Genomic DNA, 11558 nt, shown 5'->3' with positions numbered 1-11558 from the left:
TCCCCTTTTGCGGTTTGTGCACCTTGGGTCCCCCCTCCCCCACACAGGAGGCCACCGAACCCCCCTGAAACCGCCCCCCCGGCCCCTGCTGCGTTCTCCCGGGTGACGCCCGTCTCAGATACTAGGAAATCCAAGTATTCGTGCAGACACGGCCGGGGCGCGGCCGTACCGTGGAAGGGCCATACGGTGTGCCGCCCCTGTAGCCAGGGTGTGCGGCCCGTGTGCGCGTGCGCCTTCACGAGCAGGCGATCCCTGCTCCCGCGCTCCCTCCCCCCTCTTCGCGCCCGCCCTCCGCGGCGCCGCTTCCAAGGAGCCCGGTATGTCGCCGACCGCCGCCGACCGTCACGCCACGTCCGCCCCCGCCACCGCCCCCGTCCGTGCCCCGCGCCGCCGCCGGGCCGCCGATCGGAACCCCTTCGCGGCGGCCGCCCTGCAGCGCTCGCTGGACCGCCGGGACAACGGCGGCGCGACCGGCCACCACTGACCGGCCCCGCCCCCGGGTGACCGCCGCCGTCCGGCGGCCGGCCCCGCCGTCGGGCCGGGTGTCGGGCCGGGTGCCGGCCGGCGTTCATCGGCCGAATGGGCCGTACGGGCGCTCGGAATGTCACCCAGTAGAGTGCAACCCCGCTCCGTCCGAGGGAAGTTGCTCGTCCCCGTCGGCGCGATCATCCTAATTTGGGGCTCTCGGAGGGGTGATCGACGTTCGCGTGGGCGGGCGTCAGCGACACGGAGTGCGGATCAGTCCCCCTGCCGGGGGAGAGGGCCCAGTGCGTCAGCCACCCGTCCGCCGACCCGCCGCCCGGATCGGCCTCACCCTGGCCCTGCTGGCCGGAAGCGCCGTCCTCGCCGCCACCCCGGCGGCCGGCGGCCCACCGACCGCGGGACCACCAACGGCCGGACCGCCAGGGGCGGGCCGAACGGCCTCCGTCCTGCTCGAACTCACCACCGAGACGACCGGCTCCGCCTGGCGGCGCGCCGCCGACGGGGCCCGGCGGGCCCGGCGCTCCCCGGAGGACGTCCGCCGGGAGGCCGCGCGGGCCGGCGCCGCCCAGCGGTCCCGGACCGTGGACGCGCTCGACCGGCTCGCCGGCGCCGTCCACCGGGCGGCACCCGCCGCGCGCGAGCTCTACCGCACCCGCACCGTGCTCACCGGCCTCGCGGTCAGCGCGCCCGCCGACCGGCTGCCCGCGCTGCGGGCACTGCCGGGCGTCCGGGCCGTCCACCCGATCGTCGCCAAGCGGCGCGACAACGCCCACTCCGTCCCGCTGACCGGCGCCCCGCAGGTCTGGGCCGGCGACCGGACGGCCGGCACCGGGCAGGGCATGCGGATCGGGATCATCGACAGCGGCATCGACTACACCCACGCCGACTTCGGCGGACCCGGCACCGAGGAGGCCTTCCGCTCGGTCGAGCGCGGCAAGCCCGCGCCGCCCGCGCTCTTCCCCAACGCCAAGGTGGTCGGCGGCAAGGACCTGGTCGGCGACGACTACGACCCCGACCCGGCCTCCCCGCACCACCAGCCGGTGCCGCACCCCGGCTCCAACCCGATCGACTGCGTGCGCAACGGGCACGGCACCCATGTGGCCGGTACCGCCGCCGGGTACGGCGTCACCGCCGACGGCCGCCCGTACACCGGTCCGTACGGGCCCGGGCTGGACCCGGCCGGCTTCCGGATCGGCCCCGGCACCGCCCCCGGCGCCCAGCTGTACGCGATCCGGGTGTTCGGCTGCGACGGCTCCACCGACCGGGTCGCCGAGGCGCTCGACCTGGCCGCCGACCCCGACGGGGACGGCGACCTGAGCGACCGGCTGGACGTCGTCAACCTCTCGCTCGGCAGCCACTTCGGCAGCACCGACGACACCGACGCCCTGGCCGTCGACCGGCTCGCCGAACTGGGCACCGTCGTGGTCGCGGCGGCGGGCAACGACGGCGACGTGTACGGCATCGGCGGCAGCCCCGGCACCGCCGCCCGGGCGATCACCGTCGCCGCCTCGGTGCACGGCCACGCCGACGTGGACGGCATCACCGTGCTCGCCCCGGCCGAGCGGGCCGGGATCGTCCCGGCGCACTGGAGCGAGCGCTACCAGGGCTGGTCCACCGGCGACGTCAGCGGCGAACTCGCCCTGCCCGCCGACCAGTCGGACGGCTGCGCCGACTTCAGCGAGGCCGACCGGCAGCGGCTGAAGGGCCGGATCGCGCTGCTCGCCTGGCGCACCCGGGAAGCCGACCGGGCCTGCAACTCCGGCCCGCGCGCCGACCACGCCGCCGACGCGGGCGCGATCGGCGCGCTGTACGCCGCCGACTCCGACCACCTGGCCGAGATCTCCGGCAACGACCGGATCCCGGCCGCGCTGCTGGCGCACGCCGACGGCGACCGGCTGCGGCAGGCCGCGGCCGCCGGGCCGGTGCGGATCCGGCTCGCGGCGCCCGGCAACACGCTGCACGGCTCGGTCGCGCAGGACCAGCCGGCCCGGGTCGACACCCTGACCGACTTCACCTCGCGCGGCATCGGCGTGCCGGGCGTGGTCAAGCCCGACCTGGCGGCCCCCGGCGAGAGCATCTGGTCCAGCCTGGTCGGCAGCGGCGCCGGCGGCCAGCGCGAGAGCGGCACCTCGATGGCCACCCCGCACGTGGCCGGACTCGCCGCGCTGGTCCGCGCCGCGCACCCGGACTGGCCGGTCGAGCAGGTCAAGGCCGCGCTGATGAACACCACCGTGGACACCTACCTCGGCGACGACCGCGGCGGGCCGGTCTACGGGCCCGAGCGCACCGGCGCCGGGCGGGTCCGGGTGGACCGGGCGGTCCGCACGCCCGCCGTCGCCTACGCGGTGGGCGAGGGCGCCGTGGAGGGCGTCGTCGGGGTCTCCTTCGGGCCGGTCGAGGTCGGCGGGCCGACGGCGGTGACCCGGGAGATCGAGGTGCGCAACACCTCGGCCGCGCCGCTGACCTACCGCACCTCCTACGCGGCCGCCACCCGACTTCCCGGCGCCTCCTACCGGGTGACGCCGCCCCGGGTGGACGTCCCGGCGGGCGGCACCGCCCGGGTGCGGGTGACGCTCGCCGTGCCGGGGGAGCTCGGGCGGGCGCCCGACCCGACCGTCGACACCGTGCAGGGCGGCCGGGCCCGCAGCTACCGGGGCGAGCTCTCCGGCCGGGTGCTGCTCACGCCCGTCGGCGACGACACGCCGCCGCAGCTGCGGATCCCGGTGCTGGCCGCCCCCCGCCCGACCGGCGACCTCACGGCGACGGCCACCGTCCGCACCGCCCGGGACGGCACCCTGGTCACCCTCGGCGGCCGCGCCGCGCCCGGCGAACAGCCCGGGCTGGTCAGCGCCCTCGCGCTCGGCGGCGAGGGGATCCGCTGGCCGGACTGCCCGCCCGGCGGCGGTGCCGCGGCGATCGCGCCGGGCGCGGGCGTCCGGCCGAAGGGCACCGGGGAGGAGCCGGACCCGGCGCAGGAGGTCTGCGTCGAGCACCCCGGCGAGCGGTCCGCCGACCTGCGCGCCGCGGGCGCCGCCGTCGACTCCGAACTGCTGTACGTGGGAGCGCAGTTGTGGGCGCCCGCGGCCACCCCGGTGGGGCTGTACGGGGTGCGGGTGGCGCTGGACACCGACGGGGACGGCAGCACCGACGTCGTCCTCAAGGCCGACCGGCTGCGCGGCAGCGACGTCCTGGTCTCCCGGGCCCTGGACGCCCGCACCGGGGCCGAACTGGACGTCCAGCCGCTCAACGCCCACTGGGGCGACACCGACACCGCCCTGCTCGACAGCGACGTCCTGGTGCTGCCCGTCCGGCTGAGCGCCCTGCCCGGCGTCGCGCCCGGGCACAGCACCGTCCGCTACGGCGTGTGGACCGGTTACGCCGGGGCCGGTACGCCGGACGTGGCCGACGCGCTCTGCGCCATCGGACTGAACGGCACCGTCCCGACCGTCCCGCTGGACGTGCTGCGGCCGGCACTCACCGTACGGGCCGGCCTCACCGGCCCGGCCGCGGTGGTGGTCCCGGCCGGCCCGGGCGCCGTCCTCGACGTGCACCGGTCGCGGGGCGGCACCTCGCGGCTCCTGCTGCTGCACCACCTCAACCCGGCCGAGCGACGGGCCCAGGTGCTCGACCTGCCCTGACCACGGGGTCGGGAGACCCGATCACGGGACCGGGATAGGGATAGGGGCGGCCCGCCGGCACTCCGGCGGGCCGCCCCGGCACGTTCCGGCGGCTCGTCCGCCCTCGTCGCGCTCCGCCCGCCCCCGTCACGCTCCGGCCGGCCGCGCCGCCCGGCGGCGGTCGCGGCGCGGGGGGCGGGTGGGGCGGCGCGAGAGCCGGGCGAAGACGGCGACCAGCGCGAGGACGGCGGCGGTGGCGGAGGCGACGACGAGGCCCTCGGTGAGCCCGGGCGGCCGGAAGGCGCAGGCGATCCGGGAGGCGCCGTCGCCCAGGGGGACGCCGATCATGCCGAGCACGGGCGTGGGGGCGGTGCGGCGGCCGCCGTCCACCGCACAGGTCCAGCCCTCGGTGGCCGGGACGGAGAGCAGCGCGGTGCCGGTGGAACCCGCCGGCAGGGCCGCGGTGAGGGTGTGCCCGCCGGCCTCCACCCGGGTGGCGCCGGTCGCGGTCAGCCGGGCGACCGCGGCCTCCAGGGCACCGGCCCGCAGGCAGCCGATCGGGCGGGCGGGCACCTGGCTCACCACGTCCGACCGCAGCGTCACCCGGACCACCCCGTCCGCCGGGACGGTCCCCAGCCGGTGGATCGGCACGGCGGTGGTGGGCTGCTCGCCGTCGCTGCGGAAGGCGCTGCCGAGGCCGCTGACCGTGCCCCGGTACCAGAGCCCGTGGAAGTAGGCCGTCCCGCCCGGCGTGCAGGCGGCGGTGAACACCGTGCCCTCCCCGCCGCTCGGCACCGACCAGCCGCTGGTGCCGTGCAGGGTGGGCGCCGGCCCGCCCGCCGGGACGGGCAGCGGGGCGTCGTACACCTGGCTGCCGAGCAGCGACTCCTGCCGGGCCCAGACCGAGGACCTCTCCGGCCGGGCGCCCGGGGGCAGCACGGTGACCAGCGGCGGCGTGGCGGCCGCCCGGACAGGGGTGAAGGAACGCGGCGCCGGCCCCTCGTCGAGGTGGACGCGGACCCCGAACAGCGCCTGCCCGACCGGATCGGTGACGCTCTCGGTCTGCCGCCCGCCGGCCGTCCAGCCCGCGCCGAGGTCGTGCAGCAGCAGTGCCGTGACGGTCGGCAGGTAGCTGCTGAACCAGCCGCCGCCCTGGCCGTTCAGCAGCAGCGGGTCGTTCGGGGTGAAGGCGTGCGGCCCGGGGTCGCTGCGGCCGCGCGGCCAGTCGTCGGCCGCGCGCAGCGTCGCGTGCCCGGCCCGGACCGCCGCCGGGGAGACGTCGTCGGAGGGGGCCGAGCCGAGCGCCGCGTACCCCGACCAGACGGCGTTGCCCAGCACCGCGCCGCCGATCACCCAGGTGGCCAGCGCGTTCGCCCGCCGGTCGGAGTGCCGGCGGTCCAGCAGCCACAGCGCGGCCGACAGGACGGCGCCGCCGACGGCCAGCAGCACCCAGGTGGCCGGGCGCACCGTGTGCCGGCCCGCCGCCAGGCCGGCGATCAGCGCCACCACGGCGGCGCCGCACAGCACGGTGAGCCGGTCCGGACGGTGCGCCAGCGAGACCCAGCCAGCCAGCACCAGCAGCCCGCTGAGCACGAAGGCCACCCGGTACGGCCCGCCGGCCGGGATCGCCAGACCGTGCCAGACCAGCACGGTCGGGGTCCAGAGGAAGCCGGCCGCCACCAGCGCCAGCGCCGTGCACCACAGGGCGCGCTCCCGCGGCCGCACCCGCCGGTTGAACGGCAGCCCGCACACCACCAGCAGGCCGAAGACGCCGATCGCCACGTCCGGCAGCCGCTGCCCGCCGTGGGTGGCGGGCAGCAGCCGGGCGAGGTGGGCGCCGACGCCGGACGGGCCGAGCGGTTCGACCGGGGACTCCGGCTGGGCCAGGCGGGCGGCCGGCACCGCGACGAACAGCACCGGGGAGGCGAGCAGCACCCCGGCGGCGGCCATGGTGACGGCCCGGCCGGTGGCCCGGACCCGGTGGCGCAGCGGGCGCGGGGCGGCGAACAGCCGGACGGCGAACAGGAGCGCGGCCGCCAGGGTCGCCAGCGCGGCCGTGTACAGGTTGCCCGCCCAGGCGAGCGCGACGCACAGCGCCCCGGCCACCCAGTGCCGCTCGCGCAGGCACCAGTCGGCGGCCAGGCCGAGCAGGGGCAGCGAGACCAGGCCCCAGAGCCACATCGGGGCCGCCCCGCCGACGTCCAGCACCCAGGCGCAGAGCCCGTACCCGACCGCGGCGAGTGCCCGCAGCCACCGGGGCCCCGGGTGGAGGCGGCCGAGCAGCCGGGTCATCAGGGCGGTGCCGAGGCCGATGGTGGCCAGGGTGACCAGGAGGACGGCGAGCCGGCCCTGGTCGCGGGGGAGCAGCGCGGTGGGCCAGGAGAAGGGGTTCATCAGGTAGGCGAAGAAGTCCGCCAGGAACGGGGCGCCGTAGCCGCTGTTCCAGTTGACCAGCAGGTCCCCGGCGGCCTGCCCGTGCAGCAGGTCCCACAGGTGGGCGTGGTAGGGCACGGCGACCGCCTCCGCCCCGGCCGGCCACTGCCCGCTCAGCGCCGCCGCCAGCCCGTACCCGCCCGCGGCCAGCCCCGCGGCACCCCCGCAGACCAGCACCTCCCGCCGCCGCTCGCCCATCCGCACCCCGTTCCACGCGCTTCGCCGGACCCGCCCACCCTAAGCACGCCCCAGGCGCCCCCGACGTCACGCGCGCCCCCTCGAAGGGGTGATGGGACGGCACCGGTGGGATTCGGCCCGCGACCGTGTTCCCGTGGCAGCGGCCGCCGATGCGGAGATGCCGGAGCGGCTGGGGCCGCCGGCCACCGGTTGCACCGCGGACGACCCGCGGCAGTCCGCATCGTGGACGGCAGGTGTCAGTACCTGGGACGGCGGAGTAGGGTCCGAGCATGTCTCGCACCATTCGTCTCGCAGTTGTTCCCGGTGACGGCATCGGCCAGGAAGTGGTGGCCGAAGGCCTCAAGGTCCTGGGTGCCGCGCTCCCCGCCGACGTGAAGCTGGAGACCACCGAGTACGACCTCGGCGCCCGGCGCTACCACCGGACCGGGGAGACGCTGCCGGACGACGTGCTGGCGGAGCTGAAGTCGCACGACGCGATCCTGCTGGGCGCCATCGGCGACCCGAGCGTGCCGTCGGGCGTGCTGGAGCGGGGGCTGCTGCTCAAGCTGCGGTTCGCCTTCGACCACCACATCAACCTGCGTCCGGGCCGGCTCTTCCCCGGGGTGCGGTCCCCGCTGGGCGGCGAGCCGGAGATCGACTTCGTGGTCGTCCGCGAGGGCACCGAGGGCCCGTACGTCGGCAACGGCGGCACGTTGCGCGCCGGGACGCCGCAGGAGGTGGCCACCGAGGTCAGCCTGAACACGGCGTACGGCATCGAGCGCGTGGTGCGCGACGCCTACCGCCGGGCGCAGGCGCGGCCGCGCAAGAAGCTCACCCTGGTGCACAAGAACAACGTGCTGGTGCACGCCGGGCACCTGTGGACGCGGATCTTCGCCGAGGTCGGCGAGGAGTTCCCCGAGGTCACCACCGACTACCTGCACGTCGACGCGGCGACCATCTTCTTCGTCACCCAGCCGGAGCGCTTCGACGTCATCGTCACCGACAACCTGTTCGGCGACATCCTGACCGACCTGGCCGCCGCCGTCACCGGTGGGATCGGCCTGGCCGCGAGCGGCAACATCAACCCGAGCGGCGAGTTCCCGTCCATGTTCGAGCCGGTGCACGGCTCGGCGCCGGACATCGCCGGCCAGGGCAAGGCCGACCCGACCGCCACCGTGCTGTCGGTCGCGATGCTGCTGGAGCACCTCGGCTTCGCCGCCGAGGCCGCCGGGGTCGAGGCTGCGGTGGCGGCGGACCTGGCCGAGCGCTCCGGCACCCGCAGCACCTCCCAGGTCGGCGACGCGCTCGCCGCCCGAGTATCCGGCTGACGGGCCGGACCCAGGAGCGGAGTTCCGGCCGACGGGCCGGATCCGACAAGGTTTCCGGCCCGGCGGGCCGGACCGCATTACCGCAGCTCGCCGCCCTCGAAAAAAGGGCGGACAGCTGTTCGGCACGGCCCTCTGGATGCGAGTATCGACAGTGGGTCGTGCCGTTGTGCGTCCATTCCGGCGAATTTTGCCGAAACGTATCTGCGGCGGTGGCGGCCCGGACCAACCCCACGGTGAAGGAAACAGCCATGAGCACGGCCACCCAGGCGCCCATCACGTTCGACCTCAAGCCCTCCGCCCACCCGCTGTCCGCAGCGGAGCGCGAGGCCCGGCTGGTCAACCCCGGCTTCGGCCGGGTCTTCACCGACCACATGGTCACCGTCCGCTGGACCGAGGGCGTGGGCTGGCACGACGCCCAGCTGGCGCCGTACGCGCCGCTGGAGATCGACCCGGCGAACATGACCCTGCACTACGGCCAGGCGATCTTCGAGGGCCTGAAGGCCTACCGCCAGGCCGACGGCTCCATCGCCACCTTCCGCCCGGAGGCCAACGCCGCCCGCTTCCAGGCCTCGGCCCGCCGCCTGGCGATGCCGGAGCTGCCGGTGGAGACCTTCGTCGAGGCCGTCGAGCTGCTGGTCCGCCAGGAGCAGGACTGGGTGCCGAACGAGCCGGAGCAGAGCCTCTACCTGCGCCCGTTCATGTTCGCCACCGAGGTCGGCCTGGGCGTCCGCCCGGCCAACTCCTACCTCTTCATGATCATCGCCTCGCCGGCCGGCGCCTACTTCCAGGGCGGCATCAAGCCGGTCTCGGTCTGGCTGTCCAAGGAGTACGTCCGGGCCGCGCCCGGCGGGACCGGCGCCGCCAAGTGCGCCGGCAACTACGCCGCCTCGCTGGTCGCCCAGGCCCAGGCCGCCGAGAAGGGCTGCGACCAGGTGGTCTGGCTCGACGCCGCCGAGCACCGGTGGGTCGAGGAGATGGGCGGCATGAACCTGTACTTCGTCTTCGGCGAGGGCAAGGACGCCAGGATCGTCACCCCGGAGCTGTCCGGCGCCCTGCTGCCCGGCATCACCCGCGACTCGCTGCTCCAGCTGGCCGCCGACCTCGGCTACGCCGTCGAGGAGCGCCGGATCTCCACCGACGAGTGGCAGCAGGCCAACGCCGACGGCACCCTCACCGAGGTCTTCGCCTGCGGCACCGCCGCCGTCATCACCCCGGTCGGCTCGGTGAAGTCCGCCGCCGCCGACTGGACCGTCGGCGCCGGCGAGCCCGGCCCGGTCACCATGGAGCTGCGCAAGGCCCTGCTGTCGATCCAGGGCGGCCAGACCCCGGACACCCACCACTGGCTGCACAAGATCGTCTGATCGCCGCACCCCGTCCGGCACCGCCCGGCCCGGCTCGCCCTTCCGGCCTGCCCGCGCCCGGCCGCCCCACCCGCCCGGCCCGCCCGTTTCGCATCGCGAGACGAGCGGGCCGGATCCCGGGCAGCTGTGCCAGACTTCGAGCGTGTCCTCGCTTTCGCTGATGATTAGCAGCAGGCGCGCCGGTCCGCAGTGACCGCTTCCCGCACGACCCGATGCGGAGCGACCACTAGCGTCCAGACCCGCGCGCAGACCTCTCGCACCCGCGAGGGGTCTTTTTGTTTCTCCCGGACCGGCCGACGGCCCTCACAAGGGGCCCGGGGACACCGGGACCGCGCGCGGGATCATGGACAGTGGAGCCGGGACGAGAAAGTCCGGCAGAGCAGTACCTTCCTCCCCGAAACGGAGAACCAGGGGTCATGACCGAGGTCACCCGTACCGACGACAGTTTCCACGTGTTCGACACCACGCTGCGCGACGGAGCACAGCGGGAGGGCATCAACCTGACGGTGGCGGACAAGCTGGCCATCGCCCGGCACCTGGACGAGTTCGGGGTCGGCTTCATCGAGGGCGGCTGGCCCGGCGCCAACCCGCGTGACACCGAGTTCTTCGCCCGCGCCGCCACCGAACTGGAGCTGGAGCACGCCCGGTTGGTCGCCTTCGGCGCCACCCGCCGGGCCGGCGGCAGGGCGGCGGAGGACCCGCAGCTGGCCGCGCTGGTCGCCTCCGGCGCCCCGGTGATCACCCTGGTGGCCAAGGCGCACGACCGGCACGTGGAGCTCGCGCTGCGCACCACCCTGGACGAGAACCTGGAGATGGTCCGGGACAGCGTCGAGTTCCTCCGCTCCCAGGGGCGGCGGGTGTTCATCGACTGCGAGCACTTCTTCGACGGCTACCGGGCGAACCCCGAGTACGCGGTGTCGGTGGTCCGCACCGCGCACGAGGCCGGCGCGGACGTCGTGGTGCTCTGCGACACCAACGGCGGGATGCTGCCGGCCGGCGTGCGGGAGATCGTCGCCGAGGTGCTCGCCAGGACCGGTGCCCGGCTCGGCATCCACGCCCAGGACGACACCGGCTGCGCGGTGGCCAACACCCTGGCCGCGGTGGACGCCGGCGCGACCCACGTGCAGTGCACCGCCAACGGCTACGGCGAGCGGGTCGGCAACGCCAACCTGTTCCCGGTGGTCGGCGCGCTGGAGATCAAGTACGACCGCCGGGTGCTGCCCGCGGGCCGGCTGGCCGAGATGACCCGGATCTCGCACGCGATCGCCGAGCTGGTCAACCTGACCCCCTCCACCCACCAGCCGTACGTCGGCTTCTCGGCCTTCGCCCACAAGGCGGGCCTGCACGCCTCCGCGATCAAGGTCGACCCGGACCTCTACCAGCACATCGACCCCGAGCGGGTCGGCAACACCATGCGGATGCTGGTCTCCGACATGGCCGGCCGGGCCTCCGTCGAGCTCAAGGGCAAGGAACTCGGCTACGACCTCTCCAGCGACCGGGACCTGGCCGGCCGGGTGGTGGCCAGGGTGAAGGAGCAGGAGAACCTCGGCTACACCTACGAGTCCGCCGACGCCTCCTTCGAGCTGCTGCTGCGCGACGAGGTGCGCGGCGGCCGGGACCGCTTCTACACGCTGGAGTCCTGGCGGACCATCAGCGAGCAGGGCCCGAACGGCTTCACCGGCAACGAGGCCACCGTCAAGCTGTGGGCCAAGGGCGAGCGCCGGATCGCCACCGGCGAGGGCAACGGCCCGGTCAACGCGCTGGACCAGGCGCTGCGCGCGGCCCTGGAGGGCATCTACCCGCCGCTGGCCACCTTCGAGCTGGTGGACTACAAGGTCCGCATCCTGGAGGGCCAGCACGGCACCGGCTCCAAGACCCGGGTGCTGATCGAGTCCACCGACGGCGCCGTCACCTGGTCGACGGTGGGCGTGGCCGACAACGTGGTCGCCGCCTCCTGGCTGGCGCTGGAGGACGCGTACACCTACGGCCTGATCCGGGCCGGCCTGGAGCCCACCGAGTAGTCGCCCCGAACGCGCCTGTGGCCCGGGGGAAATCTCCCAAAGGCCCCCCGGACACCAGCGTGTTTGGCCCCCACCCCCCCGCCAACCAAAGAGGTTTTCCGCGGGTGAGGGGGGGGCTCTTTTCACCTTCCCCGGCGC

At 75.6% G+C, this 11558-nt stretch carries 6 protein-coding genes; 5 read left to right on the top strand and 1 reads right to left on the bottom strand.

Annotated elements, in window-relative coordinates:
• Positions 1 to 319 precede the first annotated feature (319 nt).
• Positions 320 to 484 (top strand): hypothetical protein, encoded by a 165-nt coding sequence (locus ACFVGO_RS38655; protein WP_359901559.1) that lies wholly within the window; start codon positions 320 to 322, stop codon positions 482 to 484.
• 283 nt (positions 485 to 767) lie between these two features.
• Positions 768 to 4121: a S8 family serine peptidase gene (locus ACFVGO_RS38650; protein WP_380636850.1), complete on the top strand. Its 3354-nt coding sequence runs from the start codon at positions 768 to 770 to the stop codon at positions 4119 to 4121.
• A 126-nt stretch (positions 4122 to 4247) separates the two neighbouring features.
• Here ACFVGO_RS38650 and ACFVGO_RS38645 read toward each other — a convergent pair whose 3' ends face one another.
• On the bottom strand, positions 4248 to 6731 hold the full coding sequence (locus ACFVGO_RS38645) for a YfhO family protein (RefSeq protein WP_380636848.1): 2484 nt from the start codon (positions 6729 to 6731) through the stop codon (positions 4248 to 4250).
• Between the two features lie 269 nt (positions 6732 to 7000).
• Between ACFVGO_RS38645 and ACFVGO_RS38640 the strand changes: the two genes are divergently transcribed.
• The 3 genes from ACFVGO_RS38640 to cimA all read left to right on the top strand — a co-directional run bounded on the left by ACFVGO_RS38640 (position 7001) and on the right by cimA (position 11420).
• Positions 7001 to 8038 carry a 3-isopropylmalate dehydrogenase gene (locus ACFVGO_RS38640; RefSeq protein WP_359915405.1) on the top strand — a complete coding sequence of 346 codons (1038 nt, stop codon included), beginning with the start codon at positions 7001 to 7003 and terminating at the stop codon, positions 8036 to 8038.
• Between the two features lie 248 nt (positions 8039 to 8286).
• Complete coding sequence (locus ACFVGO_RS38635; protein WP_359915403.1) at positions 8287 to 9399, top strand: branched-chain amino acid aminotransferase; 1113 nt, start codon at positions 8287 to 8289, stop codon at positions 9397 to 9399.
• A 416-nt stretch (positions 9400 to 9815) separates the two neighbouring features.
• Positions 9816 to 11420: a citramalate synthase gene (cimA, locus tag ACFVGO_RS38630; RefSeq protein ID WP_359915401.1), complete on the top strand. Its 1605-nt coding sequence runs from the start codon at positions 9816 to 9818 to the stop codon at positions 11418 to 11420.
• Positions 11421 to 11558: the final 138 nt, after the last annotated feature.

It is taken from the genome of Kitasatospora sp. NPDC057738 (assembly GCF_042798815.1).
Classification (GTDB): domain Bacteria; phylum Actinomycetota; class Actinomycetes; order Streptomycetales; family Streptomycetaceae; genus Kitasatospora; species Kitasatospora lactacystinica.
Note: the sequence above shows the minus strand (reverse complement) of the source record. Positions and strands in the feature narration are given on the sequence as shown.